Annotated in this window: 24 protein-coding genes; 8 read left to right on the forward strand and 16 right to left on the reverse strand. The window is 43.2% G+C overall.

The window, feature by feature from the left end; genetic code table 11:
• Nucleotides 1-4 precede the first annotated feature (4 nt).
• Nucleotides 5-139 carry a TIGR02808 family protein gene (locus J4N37_RS18170; RefSeq protein WP_005433365.1) on the forward strand — a complete coding sequence of 45 codons (135 nt, stop codon included), beginning with the start codon at nucleotides 5-7 and terminating at the stop codon, nucleotides 137-139.
• A 284-nt stretch (nucleotides 140-423) separates the two neighbouring features.
• Here J4N37_RS18170 and phaC read toward each other — a convergent pair whose 3' ends face one another.
• The 4 genes from phaC to J4N37_RS18190 form a co-directional block, all read right to left on the reverse strand.
• Nucleotides 424-2,199 carry a class I poly(R)-hydroxyalkanoic acid synthase gene (phaC, locus tag J4N37_RS18175; protein WP_252043027.1) on the reverse strand — a complete coding sequence of 592 codons (1,776 nt, stop codon included), beginning with the start codon at nucleotides 2,197-2,199 and terminating at the stop codon, nucleotides 424-426.
• A gap of 66 nt (nucleotides 2,200-2,265) precedes the next feature.
• Nucleotides 2,266-2,613 (reverse strand): phasin family protein, encoded by a 348-nt coding sequence (locus J4N37_RS18180; RefSeq protein WP_005433494.1) that lies wholly within the window; start codon nucleotides 2,611-2,613, stop codon nucleotides 2,266-2,268.
• 44 nt (nucleotides 2,614-2,657) lie between these two features.
• Entirely contained in the window at nucleotides 2,658-3,866 is a 1,209-nt protein-coding gene (locus J4N37_RS18185; protein WP_252043321.1) for an acetyl-CoA C-acetyltransferase, read from the reverse strand.
• An 11-nt stretch (nucleotides 3,867-3,877) separates the two neighbouring features.
• A complete protein-coding gene (locus J4N37_RS18190) occupies nucleotides 3,878-4,618 on the reverse strand; it encodes an SDR family oxidoreductase (RefSeq protein ID WP_252043029.1) in 741 nt (246 codons plus the stop codon).
• A 753-nt stretch (nucleotides 4,619-5,371) separates the two neighbouring features.
• Between J4N37_RS18190 and J4N37_RS18195 the strand changes: the two genes are divergently transcribed.
• Complete coding sequence (locus J4N37_RS18195; RefSeq protein ID WP_033005057.1) at nucleotides 5,372-5,992, forward strand: LysE family translocator; 621 nt, start codon at nucleotides 5,372-5,374, stop codon at nucleotides 5,990-5,992.
• 13 nt (nucleotides 5,993-6,005) lie between these two features.
• Nucleotides 6,006-6,272, forward strand: coding sequence for a hypothetical protein (locus J4N37_RS18200; protein WP_252043030.1), 267 nt, complete (start codon nucleotides 6,006-6,008; stop codon nucleotides 6,270-6,272).
• 189 nt (nucleotides 6,273-6,461) lie between these two features.
• On the opposite strand, the gene secF is transcribed toward J4N37_RS18200, so the two are convergent.
• The 4 genes from secF to J4N37_RS18220 form a co-directional block, all read right to left on the reverse strand.
• Complete coding sequence (gene secF / locus J4N37_RS18205; protein WP_252043031.1) at nucleotides 6,462-7,364, reverse strand: protein translocase subunit SecF; 903 nt, start codon at nucleotides 7,362-7,364, stop codon at nucleotides 6,462-6,464.
• Between the two features lie 2 nt (nucleotides 7,365-7,366).
• The gene (gene secD, locus J4N37_RS18210) at nucleotides 7,367-9,205 is read right to left on the reverse strand and encodes a protein translocase subunit SecD (protein WP_010451304.1); all 1,839 of its coding nucleotides are present in this window, start codon (nucleotides 9,203-9,205) and stop codon (nucleotides 7,367-7,369) included.
• 164 nt (nucleotides 9,206-9,369) lie between these two features.
• A complete protein-coding gene (locus tag J4N37_RS18215) occupies nucleotides 9,370-9,846 on the reverse strand; it encodes a hypothetical protein (RefSeq protein ID WP_010451303.1) in 477 nt (158 codons plus the stop codon).
• 131 nt (nucleotides 9,847-9,977) lie between these two features.
• The gene (locus J4N37_RS18220) at nucleotides 9,978-10,646 is read right to left on the reverse strand and encodes an SH3 domain-containing protein (RefSeq protein ID WP_010451302.1); all 669 of its coding nucleotides are present in this window, start codon (nucleotides 10,644-10,646) and stop codon (nucleotides 9,978-9,980) included.
• 87 nt (nucleotides 10,647-10,733) lie between these two features.
• Here J4N37_RS18220 and J4N37_RS18225 point away from each other — a divergent pair, with 87 nt between their 5' ends.
• Complete coding sequence (locus J4N37_RS18225) at nucleotides 10,734-11,297, forward strand: ATPase (protein ID WP_088879330.1); 564 nt, start codon at nucleotides 10,734-10,736, stop codon at nucleotides 11,295-11,297.
• A gap of 429 nt (nucleotides 11,298-11,726) precedes the next feature.
• Here J4N37_RS18225 and J4N37_RS18230 read toward each other — a convergent pair whose 3' ends face one another.
• The gene (locus J4N37_RS18230; RefSeq protein ID WP_252043032.1) at nucleotides 11,727-12,350 is read right to left on the reverse strand and encodes a class I SAM-dependent methyltransferase; all 624 of its coding nucleotides are present in this window, start codon (nucleotides 12,348-12,350) and stop codon (nucleotides 11,727-11,729) included.
• Between the two features lie 62 nt (nucleotides 12,351-12,412).
• Nucleotides 12,413-12,868, reverse strand: coding sequence for an Lrp/AsnC family transcriptional regulator (locus J4N37_RS18235; protein WP_138943216.1), 456 nt, complete (start codon nucleotides 12,866-12,868; stop codon nucleotides 12,413-12,415).
• A 147-nt stretch (nucleotides 12,869-13,015) separates the two neighbouring features.
• Between J4N37_RS18235 and J4N37_RS18240 the strand changes: the two genes are divergently transcribed.
• Together J4N37_RS18240 and J4N37_RS18245 are read left to right on the forward strand one after the other, a co-directional pair.
• The gene (locus J4N37_RS18240; protein WP_252043033.1) at nucleotides 13,016-13,960 is read left to right on the forward strand and encodes a DMT family transporter; all 945 of its coding nucleotides are present in this window, start codon (nucleotides 13,016-13,018) and stop codon (nucleotides 13,958-13,960) included.
• Between the two features lie 135 nt (nucleotides 13,961-14,095).
• A complete protein-coding gene (locus tag J4N37_RS18245; RefSeq protein WP_182025519.1) occupies nucleotides 14,096-14,758 on the forward strand; it encodes a PilZ domain-containing protein in 663 nt (220 codons plus the stop codon).
• 119 nt (nucleotides 14,759-14,877) lie between these two features.
• On the opposite strand, the gene luxQ is transcribed toward J4N37_RS18245, so the two are convergent.
• The 5 genes from luxQ to J4N37_RS18270 form a co-directional block, all read right to left on the reverse strand.
• On the reverse strand, nucleotides 14,878-17,463 hold the full coding sequence (luxQ, locus tag J4N37_RS18250) for a quorum-sensing autoinducer 2 sensor kinase/phosphatase LuxQ (protein WP_252043035.1): 2,586 nt from the start codon (nucleotides 17,461-17,463) through the stop codon (nucleotides 14,878-14,880).
• Nucleotides 17,463-18,560: an autoinducer 2-binding periplasmic protein LuxP gene (locus J4N37_RS18255; protein ID WP_252043036.1), complete on the reverse strand. Its 1,098-nt coding sequence runs from the start codon at nucleotides 18,558-18,560 to the stop codon at nucleotides 17,463-17,465. Before J4N37_RS18255 ends, luxQ begins: the two co-directional genes overlap by 1 nt.
• Nucleotides 18,561-18,783: 223 nt before the next feature.
• The gene (locus tag J4N37_RS18260) at nucleotides 18,784-19,089 is read right to left on the reverse strand and encodes a GIY-YIG nuclease family protein (protein WP_182025522.1); all 306 of its coding nucleotides are present in this window, start codon (nucleotides 19,087-19,089) and stop codon (nucleotides 18,784-18,786) included.
• Nucleotides 19,086-19,739, reverse strand: a complete 654-nt coding sequence (locus J4N37_RS18265) for a YceH family protein (RefSeq protein ID WP_252043037.1) — start codon at nucleotides 19,737-19,739, stop codon at nucleotides 19,086-19,088. The genes J4N37_RS18260 and J4N37_RS18265 overlap by 4 nt, the downstream gene beginning before the upstream one ends.
• A gap of 93 nt (nucleotides 19,740-19,832) precedes the next feature.
• On the reverse strand, nucleotides 19,833-20,036 hold the full coding sequence (locus tag J4N37_RS18270; protein ID WP_010451278.1) for a hypothetical protein: 204 nt from the start codon (nucleotides 20,034-20,036) through the stop codon (nucleotides 19,833-19,835).
• Nucleotides 20,037-20,273: 237 nt separating this feature from the next.
• Here J4N37_RS18270 and J4N37_RS18275 point away from each other — a divergent pair, with 237 nt between their 5' ends.
• Complete coding sequence (locus J4N37_RS18275) at nucleotides 20,274-20,588, forward strand: DUF496 family protein (RefSeq protein WP_005453573.1); 315 nt, start codon at nucleotides 20,274-20,276, stop codon at nucleotides 20,586-20,588.
• 123 nt (nucleotides 20,589-20,711) lie between these two features.
• Nucleotides 20,712-22,049 carry an MATE family efflux transporter gene (locus J4N37_RS18280; protein ID WP_010451276.1) on the forward strand — a complete coding sequence of 446 codons (1,338 nt, stop codon included), beginning with the start codon at nucleotides 20,712-20,714 and terminating at the stop codon, nucleotides 22,047-22,049.
• Between the two features lie 64 nt (nucleotides 22,050-22,113).
• Here J4N37_RS18280 and J4N37_RS18285 read toward each other — a convergent pair whose 3' ends face one another.
• Entirely contained in the window at nucleotides 22,114-23,106 is a 993-nt protein-coding gene (locus J4N37_RS18285) for a Gfo/Idh/MocA family protein (RefSeq protein WP_252043038.1), read from the reverse strand.
• Between the last annotated feature and the right edge of the window lie 27 nt (nucleotides 23,107-23,133).

A 23,133-nucleotide genomic window follows, 5' to 3' on the forward strand; every position in this document is an offset into this window, starting at 1 on the left:
GAATATGAGTAATCTTGAATCCTTTATCTGGCATTTCCTTGGATACAGCGCAATGCCAGTTATTATTCTTTCCGGCTTTGTCGGAGTAGCAGCAATCTCTCTATGGCTACTCTCACTAGGTAAGGATAAAGAGGTCTAAACCGCCTCGAACCAGTCGACATTTTTGCCTATTTTGTTGACGGAAAACGCCAAGCATTTGCTTGGCGTTTTTTCTTTGTGGTTCCGAGAATTCAAGAGCGCTGACAATGCTCTAAGAAGTTTTGCTTTCAACCTCCCACCGACTCAAATTCTCATTACCACGGCTCAGGATTCCGTACTTCACTACTTCATTCCCCACTAAACCTCCTAGGCTCCCTAAGATACGCCAGAAACAAAAAAGGCGACCCGTGTAGGTCGCCAAATGCAACTGCTATAAGGAGCAGTCTAGGACTCTTTGATAGGCAATACTTGTTTAACGTATTGACCGGGGGCTTCATCAATTACAGGATTCTGCTCAGAGCCGACCGGGAATGGTTCGACTTGCTCTTTCGGGTTAAATTGCATCAACCAGTCATGCCAATGCGTCCACCAAGAGCCCTCTTGATGATTCGCATTGTTAAACCACTCGTCTGCCGAGTCATCAAGATTGTCATTTAACCAATAGCCATATTTGTTTTTTGCAGGATGATTGACGATACCAGCAATGTGCCCTGATTCACCCAAAACAAACGTCTTGTTGCCACCAGTATTAAGCGCTCCGCGATAAGTTCCTTGCCACAACGCGATATGGTCTTCTTTGGTCGACACAAAGTAGCTTGGGATCTTAATCTTGTTCAGATCAATCCACACTCCTCCAATCTTGACGCCTTTGTCTTGTACTAGCTTATTCTCTAGATAAAGTTCACGCAGTAAGAAGTTGTGGGACGCAGCACTCACATTTGTACTGTCGCTGTTCCAGTAGAGCAGGTCAAAATCAACCGGGCTATTACCTTTCAAGTAATTATCGACGTAGTAGTTCCAGTACAAACTGTTTTCACGCAGCAGACTGAATGTCACGCTTAACGAGCGCCCATCCATGTAACCCTTGGCGTTATTCTGCGTTTCAATGGCACTAATAATCGTGTCATTAATGTACGCGCCGACTTCTCCTGGTTGAGAGAAATCGAGTAACGTCGTAAAGAAGCTCGCAGATTTGATACGCTTCTTCATGCGCTTAGCTGCGTAATACGCCACGGTGCTCGCCAGTACCGTACCACCGATGCAGTAACCCGCTGCGTTGATCTGCTCTTGACCTGTGATGTCTTCAATTGCAGTAACTGCTTTTGCGACGCCTTCCGTCACGTAGTCACCAAACTCAAACTGAGCTTGCTCTTTACCAGGATTGCGCCACGACATCATAAATACGCTGTGACCTTGCTCTAATAACCAACGAACCATCGAGTTCTTAGCCGTTAGATCGAGGATGTAGTATTTATTGATGAAAGGCGGAACGATCAGAAGAGGTGTCGCATTCACTTTTTCTGTCAAAGGACGGTACTGAATCAACTCAAATAATTCATTTTGGAAAACCACATCGCCCGCAGTCGTTGCAACGTCATCGCCCACACGAAACGCATTGTTGTTGGTCATGCGTACTTTGAGAATATCCGCGCTCGACTCGACATCTTCTTTTAACTTCTCTAGCCCCGTAAGTAGGTTCTCACCATTTTGCTCAAGAGTGAGTTTTAGCAGTTCAGGGTTAGTCGCGATGAAGTTTGAAGGAGAGAGTGCGTTGATAGCTTGACGAGAGAAGAAGGTAATTCGCTCTTTGGTTTTCTCATCTAGCCCTTCGATTGAATCAAGTGTATCTAGGTAGGTTTTGCTAAATAACAAATATGATTGTTTGATGAAGCTGTACATCGCTTCTTGCTGCCAAGCATCATTTGAGAAACGCTTATCGCCCTTCTCTGCTTCGATAATCTGTGTTTGATTGCCTGCTAGAGCCACGTTCTGCCATATTTGAAGCTGTTGCTCCCACCATTCCGCTTGTAACTTTAAAATTGCAGCCGGCTGGTTTGCCGCTTGTTCGAACAGTTTAGCAGTATCCTCAAAGTTCACTTCTTGCATGGCCTTATTCAAAGGAGAATTCACGACTGCCTTGTTAACTTCGAAATCATGCCACCACTGTTGATTGGTTTCCTGAAGCTTTACAAGATAGTCCGAAAAGAAGTGTTGAAACATAGTCTTACTCCTGTATTCGGAAAAAACAACGCCGCCCAAGATCTCGGGCGGCGATAAGCGGACGTATTACGCAGGCGTAACAGTCTTTAGGTTTTCCGAAGTCATTTGCTCAACGTCTTCTTTGAATTCTTTGGCAATAGCTTGCAGCTTGTTGCTGTCGTCCATCATTTGCTGAGAAAGCTTAGTAAGAACGGTAAGTTGCTGGCTGTTGAACGCCGTTAGAGAAGTCACATCTTTGATTTCTGACGCCGCTTTCATTTGGTTTAGGCCAACTTCGCTGTAAGTGCGGATTGCGTTCAATTGAAGCTCAGTAAGAACTTCTACGTTCTTTGTCACTAGCTTATTGAACTTCAAGTATGGTTCTAGATTCTTTTCAGTTTGATCGCTAAAAGTTTTAAAGAAATCAGTGTACATGGTTTATCTCCTAGAGAAAGAATTAAAAATGTCCGTTTAAATAACTACTTAACTGCTTTTACAACCACAGCCGTGCCCATACCGCCGCCCACACAAAGTGAGGCAACCCCGTACTGACCGTCTTGTTTGTGAAGTTCGTGTACTAGCGTAACCAGAATACGGTTACCTGAAGCACCAAGTGGGTGACCCAATGCGATTGCACCACCATTGAAGTTGGCTTTGTCTTGAATTGAGCTCACGGGTACTTGATTGGTTTCTGCCAATTTATGAATTACACCTAACGCTTGTGCCGCAAAGGCTTCATTTAATTCATAAACATCGATATCGCTGGTTTTCAGTTCAGCTTTTTGCAACGCTTTATTGACTGATTCCACTGGGCCAAGGCCCATGATTTGAGGATCTAACCCTGATTGAGCGTAGCTCACTACCTCTGCAATCGGAGTCAAACCGTTTACTTGAACGGCACTTTCTGAAGCCAAGATGATGGCACTTGCACCGTCGTTGATACCTGAAGCGTTACCTGCGGTTACTGTACCTTCACGGTCAAACGCAGGACGTAGCTTGCTCAAACCTTCTAGCGTCGCGTTTGCTTTTGGGTATTCATCTGTGTCAAATACCACAGTTTCGCGACGTTGCTTGACTTCTACTGGGACAATTTCATCTTTGAACTTACCGGCCTCAATAGCCGCCACCGCTTTTTGTTGACTTGCTAATGCATACTCATCTTGCTGTTGGCGAGATAAGCCCACTTCCTTAGCTACGTTTTCTGCTGTCACACCCATGTGGTATTGGTTGTAAACATCCGTTAAGCCATCTGCGATAAGGAGATCTTTCAGTTCCATATGCCCCATCTTGTTGCCGTCACGCACATTGCTCGGCACAATGAATGGGATTTGTGACATCACTTCTACACCAGCGGCCACAACGATTTCTGCATCGCCACTGCGAATATGAGAAACGCCATCCATGACGGTTTTCATACCACTGCCGCAAACCATGTTGACGCCGTATGCAGGGACTGACTCTGGAATGCCAGCAAACAATGCCGCTTGACGCCCAACACCCATGCCTTGCCCTGCAGCAATCACGTTACCAACGATAACCTCATCAACTTTCTCGCCAGATAGTGATGCGGCCTCAAGAGCACCTTTGATTGCCACCGCAGCTAGATCGCCTGCTGATGTGTTTTTTAAGCTTCCGCCAAACGCACCGATAGGTGTGCGTTTCGCTGCAACGATAAATACTTTTTCCATCATCTCACTCCTTAGCTCATGTATAGGCCGCCATTCACTGACAATGTCTCGCCAGTGATGTATGCGCCGGCATCACTTACTAAGAAGCTTACTGATGCTGCAATTTCTTCAGGCGTAGCTAAACGCTTCATTGGAATTTGGTTAGTAATAGACTCAAGCACTTCCGGCTTCATCTGTTCAACCATTGGCGTGCCTGTGTATCCCGGAGCAATAACGTTCACGGTCACGCCAGAACGAGCACCTTCGTATGCCAATGCTTTAGAGAAACCAATCATGCCAGCCTTAGCCGCTGAGTAGTTTGCTTGACCGAACTGACCTTTAAGGCCATTTACAGAAGAGATGTTAATGATGCGACCACCACCCTTTTCGCACATCGTTGCGAATAAAGGCTGTGTGACATTGAATAAGCTGTTGAGGTTGGTGTTGATTACATCGTTCCAAGCTTGTGCAGTCATCTTTCTGAACACGCCATCACGTGTGATACCTGCATTGTTGATCACGACATCAACGGTTCCTTCTTCCTCAAGCAAAAGTGCTAATTTTTCAGCACATTGCGCTGTGTTGGTTACATCCAATTCAAAAAGGCGTACCTGATCTTTCGTAAACCCTTTTTCATTAAACCATTCCAAAGCACATTCATAATTACCGGTATAATAAGTAGCTATTACTCGATAACCATCATTCACTAATTGAGAGGAAATAGCAGAACCAATTCCGCCTTTTGATCCAGTGATCAAAGCGACTTTCTTCATTGAAGACTCCATTCTTAACGGCATTAAAAAAGCGAATTAAGACATTGGCGAAATGTATCGCCAACTGACGTGTTAATTTATTCTTGTGGCAACAAATCCTCTGCTGCCTTTTATTTTAAGTTAACCTAGAAATATTACATTTCAAATAAAAAACTCATTCATTTGCATAAGATTGATTTAGATCTCACTCGCAATGAAATGTTATAAAAACGTTAACTTAACATAAACTCATGTTTTAAAAGAAAAAACCTTAACTATAATGTCATTATTAAATTTAAAAAACACTGATTATTCAGTAAGTTGAACGCATTTTTATGTGCGTTACATTGACTAAGAGTTTAAGGTCATCCTTCTTCAATCAAGTAATAAATTGCGATTAAATCATTGGAGCAATACTTCTAACCGACTTACTAATAAATATGAAATATATCATTTGGTTAGCATTTTATTGAGTATTTAATTTATTAAAACAAACGTCACTTGGTGATAAATTTGTTTATTGGAAAAATATTAAATATCAGGTAAACATTCTTCTAACCTTCATTCCAATCAGCCACGTTTATTTATAAATGTCATTCTTTGGTGCAAAGTCGCACTAATATGTCGCATGCATTTAATTACTATTTAAGTTTTATTAAATAATTGAATGTTAACTCTATACTGGCGTGTTCAAGATTGTTTAGAGGTGGCATCTCTTCTCCTTTTGCACTATCTTTGTGGCCTAGTTGTTTACTTATACAATCATCAATATTCATGAATACAGCCTTGTTAACCATGTTCATCCCCACCTTCTTTTTTGTCTCTATTACGCCAGGGATGTGCATGACGCTTGCTCTAACACTAGGGATGAGTGTCGGATATCGACGAACCTTATGGATGATGGCAGGCGAATTAGTTGGTGTTGCTCTCGTTTCTGTCGCAGCAGTACTCGGTATCGCAGCCATTATGCTTAACTACCCTTGGTTATTTACCGCACTTAAATTGATTGGTGGTGGTTACCTACTCTACTTGGGTATCGAAATGTGGCGCTCAAGAGGCAAACTCGCGATCAATGTTGAGAACGTTGATGTCCCTACCAGCGGCAACTGGGATTTGGTCTTGCAGGGCTTTGTTACCGCTATCGCGAACCCGAAGGGCTGGGCGTTTATGATTTCTCTTCTGCCTCCTTTTATCGATCAGAGTGCTGCTCTTGCACCTCAGCTTGTCATACTGGTTTCTATTATTTTGATGTTCGAGTTCATTTGTATGTCTCTTTACGCAACAGGCGGCAAAGGATTGAAGCGTTTACTGGGGCAATCAAAAAACGTACGCTTAATGAACCGAATCGCTGGCACCTTGATGATGGGTGTGGGTGTATGGCTATTAATGAGTTAGAAAAGCCTAAGTTATGAAGAACATTTTAAACAAGCTCAAGCAATCTATTGGTGAAGTGTTGGATTTTCAGGCCCGAGTGTGGGTTGTCAACGTCTATGCGGGTGAACATAAAGGCGAGTCTTATGTGGTCAATGAAGACAGTTTTTCTGAGCCATTACAATGGATGAAAAAGAAAGGGTATAAAGAGGCGATGCTTACCAAAGTTGAATCAATGAAGCGTTCGCAAATCATTGAGTTTGATTTGGGCTCAGTCAAGCATCGACTGATGCGTGTGAAATAACGCCTCTCGTTTGTCGTTTGTCGTTTGTCGTTTGTCGTTTGTCGTTTGTCGTTTGTCGTTTGTCGTTTGTCCAGATAAAAAAGCGCCACTCTAATTGAGTGGCGCAAGCACTTTTACCTATACCAATCAGGGTAAGTAGATGGTCACATTGCCCAAATACCTTTTCTGGTTGGTATTACACACCAAGCATTATGGTGCAGTGTCGATCTCTACTGGTAGGTAGTGTTTTGGTTCTAGCTTCAACCATTCAGGAAGCACCGTACCAATCGAGATTGATGACCACGTACCAGAAAGTACGCCAATAAACATTGCTGTCGAGAAGCCAGCAAGCGCAGAGCCGCCCATAATCCACAGCGCACCAACGGTTATCAGCGTTGTACCTGATGTCACCATTGTACGAGAGAACGTCGCCAATACCGCTTCATCATTGATCTTCTCGGTCTTCCAACTTTGTTTCGCGACAAGGAGCTCACGAATACGGTCTGCAATGATGATCGAGTCATTCAGCGAATAACCAAGAATCGCCAGAATCGCCGCAAATACCGTTAAGTTAAACTCCATTTGTGTAATAGCAAAGAAGCCAAGTACCAAGATCACATCGTGTGCTAGAGCAAATAACGAACCACTCGCCAAACGCCATTCAAAGCGGAAACACAGGTAGCCAAGAATGGTTAGTACCGAAATCAGCAATGCTAGGCCACCTTGGTCGAACAGATCTTGACCCACTTGAGCACCAACGATGCTGTTGCTCACCACATCAACTTGATGCGAGATTGGCTTAAGAACGTCTGCAACACTTGATAGTGTTTGGCCTTCAGCCGGCGCAGAGTAACGAATGACCCAACGACCGTCTTCACCAGAACGCGTAACCGATGTTGATTCGCCAAGTTTTGGTTGAAGAGCATTAAGTAAATCGTGGTTAGTCAGTTGTTTATCAACCTTAACTTCAGTAACCATACCGCCAGTGAAGTCGAGACCGAGATTAAGCCCTTTCATACCAAGAGCTACCAGAGCAATGATTGTTAGTACCGCTGACACAGCAGTAGTGAAATAACGAATCTTGCGAATATTTTGTTTTAGCATTTCGACCATGATTAAACCCTCACATCACGACGGCCATCGCGGCCCCAAATTAAATTGATCATTGCACGAGAAGCAAATACGCCCGTAAACATACTGGTCATCAGACCCAAGCCTAGTGTTAAGGCAAAGCCCTGAATTGGACCGTTACCGATCGCGTATAGAATCACTGCTGTGATCATGGTGGTGATGTTGGCATCAAGGATTGTCGCAAATGCACTGTCAAAGCCTAAGTCGATCGCTTGTGCGAAACTACGGCCTTCACGCATTTTGTCCTTAATACGTTCAAAAATAATCACGTTGGTATCAACGGCCATACCAACGGTAAGAACTAAACCTGCAATACCTGGTAGTGTCAGTACCGCACCTGGAAGCAACGCGATAAGACCAAGCAAGCAAAGCATATTTGCGCACAATGCTACGTTTGCTACCCAGCCTAAACGACGATACCAAAGCGCCATAAATAGAAGGGTTAAGCCCATACCTAGCGCTAGTGCTGCGAAACCATTTTGAATGTTTTCTGCACCAAGCGATGCTCCGATAGTGCGTTCTTCAACAATAGTCACTGGCGCAGTAAGCGAGCCAGCACGCAGAAGTAGCGCAAGCTGTTGTGCTTCATCCATGCTGCCAGCACCTGTGATACGGAATTGGCTACCAAGCTGAGATTGGATGGTTGCAACACTGATTACGCGTTCACTACGCTCTGTCATACCGCGTTCGTTTGTTTTGTACTCGCGGTAGACCGTTGCCATTGGCTTACCAATGTGAGTTGCAGAGAAGTCGCTCATCTTCTTACCACCAGCGTGATCGAGAGAGATGTTCACTTCTGACATACCCATCTGATCGACACCCGCGCGAGCGTTCACAATATGCTCACCAGTAAGAACCGGACGCTTTTGCAAAATAACGGTGCGACCATCGTTATCTTTAAGAACCAAATCTTGGCTAGTGCGCGCTTGGCTCGCATCTTTTACTTCATAGAAGGCAAGGCTTGCCGTTGCACCAATAACGTTTTTAGCTTGTGCAGGGTCTTGAACGCCTGGTAGCTCAATACGGATGCTCTCTTTACCTTGACGCTGAACCAATGCTTCAGTAATACCTAGCTCTTCGATACGTCCACGCATGATCTTCAAGTTTTGTTGAAGTGTCGTGGTTTGGAACTCTTGGATGTTTTGTTCGCTTGGTTGAAGTTCGAAGCCGCGGTCAGAGCTGGTCATTGTCCAACCAGGGTAGTTTTGACGAATGAACTGACTTGCCGCTTTCAAGCCTTCTTCATTTTCGCTGTTTACGGCGATGTGATTATGCGCCTCTGAACGAACTTGAACACCACGAATACGCTGCTCACGAAGGTTAGCTTTGATTTCATCGATAAGTGCATCTCGCTGCTCTTCGAACGCTTTATTCACATCGACATTAAGCAAAAACTGAACACCACCACGAAGGTCGAGACCTAGTTTAATTGGGCTAAAGCCCATTTCATTAAGCCACTCTGGCGCAACAGATACGTATGAAAACGTGATACTGTCGTCTTGGTCTAGTTGCTCATTTAGTAATGCACGCGCTTTACTTTGAGCATCTTCACCATCAAACACGATAGTGGTTTTTCCGTCTTTCTCGATAATCTTTGAGGCGGGAATATGATGCGTTTTCAATAGTTGGTCTAATTGAACCAACGACATCGCGCTGTTGTTTTGATCAGCAAACGTCACCTGAATAGAAGGTTGCTCACCAAACCAAGTTGGGATTGCACTTAGCGTTAAGATAATGATGGTCGTAACGAGTACAACATATTTCCATGCTGAGTAATGATTCAGCACTTTTCTGTTTTTTTGTGTTCCGGGTGTTTTCTTCATGTAAACATCATCCCTTCACTTTGCAGTGAAGTTTCAATTAATTAGATTCAAGACACGACAAACGCTTACCTGAAAAATGCAGGTATAGAACACCCAGAGCTTCTATTTGCTCTGTAGAAAAGTCGTCGTGTTAAGAATGCACAAAATGTGCAGAGTGATGGTGTTTATGCAGAAAACTGACTATTGAGCGCTACGTACATCGCATTGGTTTCTTTCCAGCCGGAAAGGCGATGATCGCTAACGAAGTGGTTAAACGTAGAACGATTTTGACGCCATACTGTAGTGTGCAGTCCGTAAGCGTAGCCTGCATCGGCGTAAAATGGCGAGGTTAAATCGGAAACACTATCAACATGTTCATCATCGATATTTTCTCTTAGATGCGACGTAAATCGTTGATAGTTAAAAATAGCGTAGGAGTCTTGGCTGACATGCCCTTCAGATACTGGAGATTGAACAGGCTCTTCTTCTGTCAGCTCTTTAAAATCAACAGGTTGGTTAACTTGATTGGAGACTACAGGTTTTACTTTGATTTTAACGTGGCTTGGTACTGAAACCTCTGTATCAGAAATTGCTGCGTATGCAGGCACAAACGCCATTGCACAAAGCAACAAAAAGAGGTGTCTAATGAAATACCAAGGCATAACTGCTCACTTAAAATAAAAGAGTCGAACTCAACCAGTCCGACCCTTGAATAATATTCTCATCGTGTATAGTTAACAACTAAAAAATTCTAAATTCATAATTAAGCTAGAAACAATACTCTGGGAATGACTCATCGATAGAAAATATCGCCGTTATCGACATCAAGATAGATTTTGTTCTCTTGCTCTATCCCACCACAATATATGAAGTAAACATTACGTGTCTTGTAAGTCACCGAACGTACCCATCCACCTAATTCCTCAAAGTCTTCTGGCTTGCAAGTACCATCTTTTAGTAGCCTCTGAGTTGTGCTGCGAAATACTTTTCGATGTTCTTTCAAGTCATCAGATTTACCTAGGTAGCTGTCCAGAATCTCAAGACGCTCTTGCTCTTTAATGACAGGGGCGGCATCTGAAAGCCCTTGAGAATCTACCCACTCTGCGGTTTCTTCACCGCCTTCATGATAAACAATGTAAGCAGAAATTCTGAACCAGCCATCTTTCTTTTCGAGAACGGAGAGCTTTTCTCCCTTGTATAGAGAGTCAACGATTAAGCCATCTTCACTTGGTTCGTTATAAACACTGATCTTTCTTTCAATAACGTAGTATTCCGTTATTTCCTTAGGTTTGGCTTCTAAGTCCATTATAGGCTTAGGTGCCTCAGTGCTCTCAGTGGTAACAGGTACAGGCTCAGCAACAGTAGCTTCCGGCTCATCACTCTGCATGAAAAAGAAATAATAGCCCGCGCCTGCGCCGCCTAATAGAAGCAAAATGAACACAGCAATTATGATTTTCTTCATGTTCTTTCCCTGTAATGTTTTGGCTAATGAGCGACATTAAAGATGCATCCTATAATGGAAAGAGCGCCTATTGCGAAGTAGCTCATTATGCATTCACTTTTTTCACAATGGTTAGTCATATCATCAATAACGTGTTGTTCTTTTGCTCTATTAGCGAAAGAACAGCCTCAATGTAATGAAAATTCATGGAATAATAATCTTACCCAATTCAATAGATTAGAGTCTACCTACAATCGACACGCAACCACCTACAACCAACTTCTAAATGAACACAAGCAGCGCCGGTTATTAACGCAAACCTTCTCAGAGCCAGATATTTCGCTGTTATGGCAGTCAGAAAGTAAGAAAGCCTTATTAGAAAATCAACTGAATGCCGCTCGGCTTTTTGTCAATAAAGTCAAAGAAAACGCTAACCTCGTTCGAAAGCTGTCTGGCGTTTTAGATAGTAACGCTAACAACTGGCAGAAAATCGCATTGGGATGCCAACAAGAGCAATACCAAGTAAACCAGATCGTAGCTGATTGGTATCACACGCAAGCGTTAGAGCTAGGTTCACAAATCAACCAACTGACAACTCAATTTGATGCGCTCAAAGCGCAGTACGACAGAGAAGTTGCTACCTTATTACGTGTACAAAACCCATCCAATTGAATCTATTAACGGTATTTTACTCCCCTTCCAATTTACGGTCAGAATTCAACCAATCAGACCTAAAATTAGCGACGCACGTCACAATAATGCTTTACTTACGTCCACTTTTTGGGTACTTTATCCATTAATAAAATTAAATAAAAAGTCATATTTGGCTGGAGATAATGCAAACCATATGATTATCAATCGTTTGAGTAACATGGATTGTCCTAATGCTACTAAAGCCAAGTTTTTGTCAGTAGTTAGGCACGTTAAACAATTCGGTTCAATCAATGATTTGGACTTGTGTAAAATCTTTGGAGAAACAATTTGGAGTGACGGTAGGGAATACCATTCAGCTGCATTTTCATTCAAGGTAGACAGAATGACTGGTGATTGTGAGATATCACAATATAAGAACCAATAAGGCTTAAAAGTTCTTAGGCGGAGTTAGGAAACTGACTCCGCTTTTTTGAGCATAACCACTGTAAAATCATGATCAGAATACCCCTCTATCAAATAACTCTCCGGACATAAGAGTCTACAATACCGAAGTACGCCCTCTTTATTATGTGATGCCAATAGCCTCATCGCAGGTAGTTTCTCTTGATCGAGCAAATTGAAAACACACGCAACATTCGCTAAATCATACATTTTACTGATCATCTCTACAGTGTGATTCGCATTACTCGTTTGATAGTTCAAAGAGCCCGAGGCAAACACAAAATCATATTTTCTGAGGATCATCTTGCTGAAGTCCCCTTTTAAGAAGGTAGATTTTGTTAAAAACTCCCTCTTCTTAGCCGCAGACACAAAACTTCGCTTCAAATCAACGCCAGTATAAGCTCTAGGAAAGCGCCCTGTAGATTCCAAGTATGCGAGTAAATCACCGTATCCACATCCAACATCTAAAATGGAGCGGTCGCGGAAGCAAAAGCCACCACATAATGCTTCAAATCTAGATATCTGACTATTTAAATCCTGCCACCCCAAAATCTGAGAGTGCTCACCATCAAACTGCTTCTCACGTTTATGATGGTAATGAGAGATCCTAAGTTTATCTAAAAATTTCACACTAGCTCCTGGTCAGTCGTTCCGAGGGCAAAAGGCTATGATGTTTTATCAAATGGCAGAGCTTAGAGAAAGATAGGTAATTCCCCACTCCCCTTTACTTGGCGGATGGCAAGATGTGTATGAATATCTTTTACATTCTCTAACCGCTGAAGTTTTCGAGTAAATACTTCGTAGTTTTTTAAATCTTGACTGACGACCTCTAGCAAATAGTCATAAGCGCCAGAGACTACGTGACAAGATATTACCTCTTGCATTGAAAGTATCGCTACCTCAAATTCGTCTATCGAATGCGCCTGATGGTTATTTAAGCTAACTTCTACAAAAACAGTCATTGCAATGCCCACTTTTTCTCGATCAAGCATCGCATAATAGCCGCTTATATACCCTTGTTGCTCGAGGCGCTTCAGCCGCCTTGCACAAGGTGATGCCGAAAGCCCAACCATATCAGCCAGCTCTCCCGTGGTTAGCCGCGCATCTTGCTGTACCAGTGATAACAGCTTTTTATCGATCCTATCCAAAGAACCCTCCTTGACGACATACACCAAAAATGCGTCAAACATTAGCAAAAGTAACCAACCAATATTTAAAACACGCTCAAGTTTGCCACCATTCGTCCCTCAACACACGTAATAATTACAATTCATTTACATTAACGGATTTCTACCATGATGCTTGGTTATTGCGCTATGTTTGCAACGCTCCTCGTCTGGGCTAGTTTTTTCATCTCTTTGAAATTTGGCGTACAATCACAGCTTGAACCTGCAGATATCGCCATCACTAGATTCATTATTCCTAGCTTGATCCTCATACCATTTGTTGTGAAGCATTTACCTTCGATCAGCGCCGTACCAAAGCGATATAAAGCCGGTCTTATTATTGGTAGTGGGCTGCCTTACCTAATAGTTGCAGGAACAGCAATGCAGTTTGCACCCGTTTCACACGGAAGCGCACTAATTCCGGGTACTCTACCCATGTTTGTCTCTGCAATAGCGGTCTTGTTTTATAAGCAACCATTATCCAATCATCGCGTTCTAGGGCTCTGCGCAGTTTTATTCGGAGTGATACTTTTTTTGATGTCTAACATTGGCGATGAGTACAACTGGCAACAACTCAAGGGCCATACCCTGTTCTTGCTAGGTAGCCTTATGTGGGCCGTTTTTACAATTAGCGCTAGAGTCAGTAACCTTAACGCTTATGCCTGCGCTGGATTTGTCTCTATTTCTTCTCTCGTTCTATTAAGCTTGGCAATCACCTGCGGGTGGCTAGAAAGTTACTTGATGAAAACCCCTATAACGCAATGGCCTTGGCGCGACGTAGTGTGGCAACTGATATTGCAGGGCATCGGTGCCGGGCTCGTTGCTTCATTCACTTTTCTCTATGCCGTAAAAAAAATTGGGGCGGAAGCTAGCGCTGCTTTAGGTTCACTAACTCCGGCTTTAGCCACTCTACTTGCCATACCTTTGCTATCAGAAAAGCCAGATATAGTGACCATAAGTGCATTAGCATTTGTCACTATCGGTAGTATTGTCGCGAGCAATGTCTTGATGAAAAAACACCACCAAGACACTTATCGGCCACCGCAATTTTCAAGCTCAAAACGAGCGCCTTAGTAAGCCAACCATCCGTGATATCTTGCACAAAATGAGATTTGGCCACGAAACAAAGCGCATCGCTGATAGTGTTGCGCTTGAAAAGAACCAAGCTTTAAGTAATCTTTATTTATCAAAGACAAAACAGCCATAATTATGCCATCGACTCACACTAAGGAAGACCTGAACAAGTTCCTAATAGGTGGAATCAAACTCTCCGTCACATTAGAGTTTGGGCCAATTGAGAAGTACACCTACCCAGCAACCTTCATCGGCTTAAAAGAAGGTGCTTTTTTACTCTTGGATGTCCCAATTCGACTTATTGAAGAGCAAGCACTACGAAAACTCGACAATATTGATGTAGTAATTCGAGGTATTTCAAAAACCGATTTAGGGCATGTTATTGCTTTCAAGACGACAGCGTTATTTGTACAACAAAGGCCATCTCCTCTTCTCTTTTTAAGAATTCCAGCGTCCTTTGTTTCAAAGCCTGTTAGAGAACATGAGCGCTATAAAATAGAGTTAGACTGTACGCTGAAACATGAAAATGACGTGTATGAGGGAACGTTGGTCGATTTTTCAATTTCAGGATGTGGGTTTACTAGCCTTGTTGAGCCTGAGTTTGAGGTGGGCGATGTAGTATCTATTTCATCACCGCTTGATGAATACCTTGAGGCAGAGCACCCTTGTTCCATAGCCAATATCAAAAAACTGCATAAAGGGTGGATGATTGGTGTTAAGTTCACTTCAGAAGTAGCGCTGAGCAATGAGCTTAAAGTTCAGCTTTTGGAATATTCATTTGCATCAGGTAATTTGTAAAGACAAACAATGTCATCGTTATGATTTGAATCATAAAGCCAGCAATCCAATCATAACGATTTATACCCAAGCCATTCTCGATGAACCAAGCATCTTGCGGTTACTTGGGTATACCTTTCCTACAACTCTTCCTCAATAAATCGATTCTTGAAGTCCGTAAATGCAGCATGCAGTGCCTTCTCTTTAATTGGCTTAAGCAAAACATAGTCTGCGCCCGCAGCCATAAATGCTTCGCTTGTTTCTTTCATCGTATCTGCGGTACAAGCATAAATTGGTGTTGCAATCTTAAGGACGTCTCGAATGGTTTTGGTTGTTTCAATACCACCTAAATGCGGTAGTTGATTATCCATTAGAATCAAATCATAGCGATGCTGTTTTACCTTCTCAATCGCCTCAATTCCGTCTTTTGCCCAATCAACTTCCATCTGATATTTCTTGCAAAAAGCCTGAAGAATAAAGGCATTAGTATGGTTATCTTCCACCAACAACACCCTTAACGCATCACTAAACAGCTTTTCTGCTGGAAGCCTTAGTGTTTGTGTTAATTCCTCGACTTGTCGCAGTCGGTCTTGCACCGGGATGGTAATAACAAAAAGTGTCCCTTTACCTTTATCACTCCTAACTTGAATATCACCCTCAAGCATTTCAACTAAGTTTTTAACAATGGTTAAACCTAGCCCACTACCACCATATTCACGTGTAGTTGTTGCCTCTTCTTGAATAAACGGCTCAAACATTTGGTCTAGTTTATTTGAATCAATCCCGATCCCTGTGTCTTCAACTTTTATCACGAGCACACTGCTATCGTGACCATGGAAATGCTCAAGTGTAGAGATAATCTGGATGCTACCCGCGGGGGTAAACTTCACCGCATTACTAACAAGGTTGAAGAGCACTTGGTTAAGTCGAACTTGATCCGTAAATATCTCAGTGTTTTCTTCAACCTCATTATCAATAATCAGTTCAACACCTTTTTTTCGGCAGATAGGGCCATAGATATTAGCGATAGTGCGCATGGTATCGGCAAACAAAAACTGATGTTTTTGAATATTAAATTTGCCTTGTTCTATCTTGGAAAAATCCAAAATATCATTGAGCACCGCGAGTAGATGCTCTCCGCTGTTACACAACACATCGACTTGTTTACGTTGTTCATCATGTTCAACAGAATCTTTAAGCAATTGAGCGACACCTAAGATCCCATTGATTGGCGTGCGGATTTCATGGCTCATTTTCGCCAAGAAATCGGCTCTGGCTTGGGCAGATTTTTCTGCTTCTCGTCGAGCTAAGGTGCTTTGTTTCTCGGCTTCAATCAGAGTTGTAATATCTTGTCCCTGAACGATGATTCCACTGATCCCTCCATCAACACGAATTGGTGATAAATTCCAGCGAAATACCTTGCCATCGATTGGTACATTAACCCCCGTCAACGTAGCGCCTTGCGCCGACATCTTTAAGTGAGGTGTCAATTTCTCTTTAAACTTTTGGAATACTGGGTGCATGGCCTCAAGACTAGTATTGCCTTGACCAATCACAAGCTCACGCTTTGCTGCAGGGTTCATTTGAATTAACACTGCACTCTCAGACCAAACCATAATCGGTGATAATGCAAAGTTAAACAGATCTCGGAATGACTTTTTCTGCGAATCCAGCTCTTCAAACGTACTTTCTAAAGTTGAGCCGATATGGTTGAACTCTTCGATATCTGAACCAACGAATCGTTTAAACCGGTCCTCGTCGCTGGCTGATTTTGTATAGGACATTAGCGTATCGAGAGCAGCTGCAACCTTGCTTTCCATCCACTCTTTTGCCATCAATGCGATCATCAGCAAACCAATGATGGATGCTAGCATTGCCAGAACATGTTGAATTTGTAGAGATACAACGCCTTGGTTGTCTTGAACCGACAGTAAACATAGCTCAGTCATCGAAGCATTCACCATGATTGGCGTTTCAATAACCAGCAGTTTATCTAGCCTTTTTGTCGATCCACGACGCGCAATAATATCTGCCGCTGAGTAGTCCTCTTCATCATCAAAAGAGTTCGCAAGCATTTCATTATTTGCAATCAAAAGGACGTTATCTACATTGCTCTCACTTTTCAGTTTTTCCATCAATGAAAAGTTATTATCTAGAACAATCGAAATAAATGAGTAGCCTAAGACTTCACCAGTGGACGTATTGATCACTGGTACACGCCTTAGCAGCATATGCCGCTGCCCCATCAGCGTACGTACATTCATATAGTACCAGTTACTGCTAAAAGATATTTTCTTCGACATCTTCTCTAAGATAATGTCATTCACACCATAAAAGTGAGCATTACCATCATCCCAAATAATACCGTGGTGATCAGTTAGGAATCGAAACTCTGGGGTATGTGAAGGGTCACTTTGATCAATGCCCAAATAAAAGTAATTGAGCATTTCAGCATTTCTATCGGAATAGAAATCGCGAATGGGTTCACTTTTGGAATTGCTGTCGTGGTGAATTTGAATCGCCGCAAAATGGTTATCAAAGATATTATGGATCAACGAAGAGGTTTGCTGTTTGTTGCGATCGACCTCCTGCCAAATAATTTGTTTGGAGAAGTAATAGCTCTGGACGAAAATACCAAAGATAATCGGCGCTAGAACGACGACAATTATGCGGGTTATCAGCGTCGCCAGAGAGCGACGCTTGGTTGAGTTTAACTGAGCTGACATCAATTATCTGAGTATCTAAATGCGCGTTTCTTGAGTTGTTCAATTCGTTCAGGTGCGTCTGACTTAGTCACCACCTCAAAATCACCAGAAAATACGGTTGGTACAGACTGTCCTTCTAAATCCCACTTTATCGCTTCAGCCATTGCAATACCTGTATCATCATTCATTCGCATAACAGTAAAATCAAGCTGACCACGTTGAATAGCATTAAGCTCCGCCGAGCCGCCACCCCAACCATTAATCATAATATCATCGCGACCAAGTTCATCTAACGCTTCAGCTGCACCAAGTGCCACGTCGGTTGAGCAGGCATACATAAAGTCAATATCAGGGTACTTTTCTAAGCTCAGTTTAGCTGCTTGATACCCGGAAGATTTTGTCGCTTTTGTATAGAAGGCCGACTCCAGGGCAAAACCATTGTCACGAGTAACCTGCTCAATAAACGTATCCCCTCGGACATCACTAATGTATCCCTCAGAGAAATACAACACACTGAATTTACTCTCTTTTTGGAATCGTTTTCCAAACTCTTTGGCTAGTGCACGACTCCCTTCAGCATGATCAAAACCAACATAGAGAAATGGCTGCCTTTTCTCCCACTCTCTCACTGGTGTGGTGATGTTCTGCAAAATGAGTTTGGTTTCTGATGAGTCTAGAACATGCTCAATAAATTTACGATGGCGAGTCGTATCAAGCGTAAAAATCAAATAGTCAGATTTACTCTTGAGAGCTTCCATTAATGACATGCTTTGCTGCTTGATATCAGCATTTGGCCGCGTAAAAACCTGGTTAATCTGGTAGCTAATCTTCAGCTTATCTAGCCTTTTCTCAAAAGCTTCAATATTTCTCACCCAGTAATCAGAGACTTGTTGCCCAGGATAAACAACCGATATTTTGAGAGGGTGTCGTTGCTCTGTTTTGAGCGGAACCGGATAATTTCTAACAGCATCCCCCAACTTTTCAGTGAGAGCTCGCTGGTTTGGATATTGTTCTAAATACTCCTGATATGCCCAGTACCCGTCTAGTACCTGGGTTGAGTAGGCGTTTGAAGAAACACCAATTAAGGAGAATAGCGAAAATATAAGCGCTTTTTTCATTCTATGCTCTTGTTATTTTGCCGCCATCATTGTGGGGCTTAATTCTTAGTACCTAGCCAAGCATTCCATTTCGAAAGTACGCTGTATCCATATAACGCAAGACAAATTCCATACTTATATTTGATAAATTTTTGTGAGGAATTTGGTTTCTATTATGAGCTAGAGTCCAATAAATTGGTACCTACAAACAAGAAAAAACCGCCGTATAAGGCGGTTTTGTTAGCTAAGTAAGGTAATGTACACCTAAGTCATCACAACTGAGCGTCGCGTCCCCTATCACGATTTTTTCTTTCTTGTTTTTAGGTAACTGCTTTATGAAATATTCGACTTTCATTGCGTATATTTTTGACTCAAAGCTTTTTGACCATTCCAACACCAAAGGCCCTTTCCCTTTTAAAGCTTTGGCTCCTTTGCCACTTTGATGCTGGTTAAAGCGTCGTTCAATATCATTGGTAACACCACAATATAAGGCATTGCGATTATTCCGAATCAAATAGACGCTCCAACTCTGCTTAACGGTGTCACTCATGAAAGTAGTGATTCGACCTGTTCTTTTAGGGCTGTAAGTTCTGCTCGAAGTTCTGCCACTTCTTGCTCTAGTTGGGTGATGCGCTCTGAACCCGCAGAAGATGGTGCAGCACTTGCCACAGCCAATTCACTAACATCAACCTCTCCACAGAATAGGTGCATATAACGTGATTCTCGCTTGCCAGCTTCACGAGGCAATTTGACGACTAACGGACCCTTTTCTTCACTAGCAAGGTGTTCAAGCACATTTTCAACTTCTTTCACATCATTGAATGCCGCTAAGCGGTTAGTGCGCGTACGAATTTCACCCGGCGTTTGTGCGCCACGAAGCAGCATGCAACATACGATGCCCTTCTCTTGTTCCGTCAACTTCAAGTCGCCAAATTCAGTGTTGCAGAATCGGTGTTGGTATTTGCTTACGCGGCTGTTGAAGGCACTTTCATCGCTGACAAGACGACGTTCGATGAGTGCATCAACCGCGTCTAACACGTCTGCTTCAGACAATGACATGACAGGCTCGCGGTTGCTTTTTTGATTACATGCGTTAGTCAGCGCGTTAAGGCTTAGAGGGTATTGGTCGGGGGTGGTGACTTCTTTTTCGATTAAGCAGCCAATTACTCGTGCTTCAATTGCCGTTAGCTCAACTTTCATAATGCATTTCCTTATTATTTTTGCATTTGAATTTGGGTCTCAGGCTAAAGCATAGTGCATGGACCTGACACCCTTTGCGAATCGGGTTAGGTCTCAATGCTCTGATAAAATCGACACTTTGGTCATTTTTCCATTCTCATCCACCACCATTATTTTCGACCGATTAAGTTCGACTTCGGTGATTTCGAGTTGTGTTCTTGCGTCTACGTACGCCGCTTTTAGTTTCTCAGCCAAAGATTCATCCTTTGTTTCAAGGTCTTGGCTTTCAGCCGGCTCCGCAATAGTCCCAGAGTTCATTTCGAGCTTCATTATTTGTAGTAATTAACACAGATGATATAACCAGAACTTCACTATGACAACGCATCTCACTGCTCAAGTGAACAACAATCGTGCTTTTTCGCCGTGTTTGTTAAAGCCACATCAGAATTGATGAATAAATGTTCAAGTCAACGTGGCGTTTGATCTTAAGACTGTTATGCCACGGGATGTTGTGCTTTAATCGAATCAGATATTCACAAATTAGGAAAGGGAACCATGAGTAGCGTATTTGAAATCGTGAACCAAGCTCGTCGTAAAAACAAACTAAAACGTGAGCTGCTTGATAACGAAAAGAAAGTTCGTGATAACCGTAAACGTGTAGACCTACTAGAAAACCTACTAGACTACATCAAACCAGAAATGTCTCACGACGAAATCGTTGCAATCATCAAAAACATGAAAGCAGACTACGAAGACCGCGTTGACGATCACATCATCAAGAGTGCAGAGATCTCTAAAGCTCGTCGTGATATCAGCCGTCGTATTCGCGAACTGACTGAAGAAGACAAGCAAACTAGCGGCAAAAAATAAGCGCAACTAGTTCAGTTTTCCAACCCCGAGCAGGGATACCTTGCTCGGGGTTTCTTTTTGTCACTTTGTTGTACAGTGTGTACAATAAAATCAACTTTTGTTCCCAAAACACGCAACATTCCTATGCCTTCGAACTCTTCTAACGCACAACCAACGCTGGCAAAACAGCTGTTTACTATGACATGGCCAATGCTGTTTGGTGTGCTGTCGCTGATGAGCTTCCAGCTTGTCGATAGTGCTTTCATTGGTCAACTCGGTATCCTGCCTCTTGCTGCACAAGGCTTTACGCTGCCACTGCAGATGGTGATCATTGGTATCCAAGTTGGCTTGGGTATCGCCACAACTGCAGTGATCTCCAAAGCGCTGGGTGCGAACGATACCCGATACGCGAAACAGTTGGGCGGCTTGGTGCTAATGATCGGCTCCGTTGGCGTAGCCATCTTTGGTCTGCTTATTTGGTTTCTGCGCTACCCTATTCTTTCTTTACTTAGTGCACCAGAGAGTGTCATGCCAATCATCGACAGCTATTGGCCTTGGTGGCTAATAAGCTCATGGGTAGGTGCCGTGCTGTACTTCTACTATAGTATCTGTCGCGCGAACGGTAACACTATGCTGCCCGGCACTATGATGATGGTCACCAGCGGCGTGAACTTGGTACTCGATCCACTGTTTATTTTCACTTTTGATTTGGGCATTAATGGGGCTGCAATTGCGACCATTATCGCTTTCAGCTTCGGTATCTTGGTTGTCGCACCTCGCGTGCAGAAGAACCACTGGGCCACATTCCAATGGCAAGACTTAAATGTACTCAAGAGCGTGACATCGATTGGCAACATTATGGGGCCTGCGATGATAAGCCAATTACTGCCACCGCTATCCTCTATGTTAGCAACCAAGCTGCTTGCTGGCTTTGGTACAGCTGCGGTTGCCTCTTGGGCTTTGGGCTCGCGCTATGAGTTTTTTGCCATTGTATCGGTATTGGCGTTGACCATGTCGATGCCCCCTATGGTCGGACGTTTATTAGGAGCGAAAAACTACACCGATATTCGTGCGCTAGTATCTATTGCCGTTAAGTTCATCCTTGGTTTCCAGCTATTGATTGCACTATTGACGTTTGCCGCCGCTAATCCGCTCGCCTTACTTATGACAAGCGATACACAAGTAGAACAAGTCTTGCGCATGCACTTAATGATCGTCCCAATCAGTTTGGGTTCGCTTGGGGTGTGTATGCTGATGGTGTCAATTTGTAACGCGTTAGGGAAATCTTATACCGCACTGACAATCTCGGCCTTGCGCCTGTTCTTGTTCTTTTTACCTTGTTTATGGGTCGGTGCTCAGATGGGTGGCATTCAAGGGCTACTGATTGGTGCCAGTATTGGTAATCTGATGGCTGGGTTCTCGGCTTATATGACTTATCAAAAAACGATTCGTAAGCTAGCTTCCGCTCCAGTAACAGCTTAAAAAAACACATATAACAAAGCCCTCGTTGTGAGGGCTTTGTCGTTTCTAAAGTTAAGAGATCAAGTTAGCGAGATAAAGACATCTCGTCAGCAGGGAAAACCACGCCAGTTTGTCTTCTTACTTCGGTCAACACTTTTGCGACGGACAATGAGCGCTGCTTCATTTGCTGATCAATCACACCCATTTTAAGTTGTTTCGCAAACGCCTGCGCTTCATAGAACATATGGTTCTCTTCTTGAGGTAACGTCAGCACTTCTTTGTCCTGCCCTCGCAAAATAAGTTCAACACCACGCCCTGTAGCGATCATGTCCACCAGCACGCTGCCCTGTTCACCTTGAAATTCACTTGGGATGAGTGAATCGCTCACCTTCGAATGCAATAAATTCACGTTGAAGCCATCGTAAGCCAGAGTCACGCTGCCACAACCATCAACACCAGAAGGCAAAAGATGAGCACTTGCTTGTACGCTGTTAGGTTCACCAAACAGCTCAACAGCAGAACCCACACAGTAGTAGCCAATGTCCATGATAGAGCCATTGGAAAACTCTGGATTGAAGGTATTTGGGTTCTCACCGTTCAGGTATTTCTGATAACGAGAAGAGTACTGGCAGTAGCTAATCGTTGCATGGCGAAGAGGAGCAATCGTCAATAGGCTCTCTTTCAACACTTGGAAGTTTGGCGTGTAGGGCGACATGAAAGCCTCAAACAACACGACATTATTCTCTTCCGCTGCTTTAAACATGGCTTGAGCCAGAAGAACATTTGACGCCATCGGTTTTTCACAGATAACGTGCTTGCCATATTCGAGCATTTTAATAGCCTGTGGCGCATGCAGCGAGTTAGGGCTTGCGATATACACTGCATCAACGTCTGAGTCTGCCCCTAAATCATCAAGGCTATCGTAGTAAGATACCGCATTGTAAGGTGCGCCAAATTCACGCGCTTTCACGACATCACGTGAATAAACCGCTTGTAGACAAAATTCTTTAGTCTGAATCGCCGCTTCAACAAATTGTTGAGAGATCCAGTTTGTCCCAATCACAGCAAGTTTGAACATGTTACTTCCTTTTCTTTATCGTTCTAA

This window comes from Vibrio sp. SCSIO 43153 (genome assembly GCF_023716625.1).
GTDB lineage: Bacteria > Pseudomonadota > Gammaproteobacteria > Enterobacterales > Vibrionaceae > Vibrio > Vibrio rotiferianus.